This is a genomic window from Mesorhizobium sp. M8A.F.Ca.ET.202.01.1.1 (assembly GCF_004791595.1).
In the GTDB taxonomy this organism is placed as follows: Bacteria; Pseudomonadota; Alphaproteobacteria; order Rhizobiales; family Rhizobiaceae; genus Mesorhizobium.
The window spans coordinates 1-316 of record NZ_SRUN01000195.1 but is presented as its reverse complement, the minus strand read 5'-3'; the positions used below and the strand labels follow the sequence as shown (position 1 = coordinate 316).

Below are 316 nucleotides of genomic sequence, written 5' to 3'. Positions count from 1 at the left end.
GCGACCGCCAAGGACGAGAGCCAGGCCGCAGATCCCGCGAAGGGCGATACGGCGAAACCGCTGGCTGGGGCCGAGCCTGCCAGCCAGGCCGGCTCCGAAGCCCTGCCGCCGGTGGAGGGCGCTGCGTCCGAGCAGCCGGCTGTCGCGGCCGCGGCCAAGCCGGCGGCGGACGTCCAGCCAGCGGCTCCTGCGTCGCCGAGCCCGCCGGCGACGGCACAGGCCACCGCCGAAGCGCCTGCCTCCGCTCCGGCGCAGCCCGAAACGCCGCCAGTGCTGCCCGCGTCGGCGCCGCCAGCCGCAGCAAGCCTTGATCCAC

The 316-nt window shown here is 77.2% G+C and carries 1 pseudogene; it reads right to left on the bottom strand.

The features are described 5' to 3' along the window. Positions 1 to 316, bottom strand: a pseudogene (locus tag EN845_RS35890) (hypothetical protein); the annotation flags it as partial.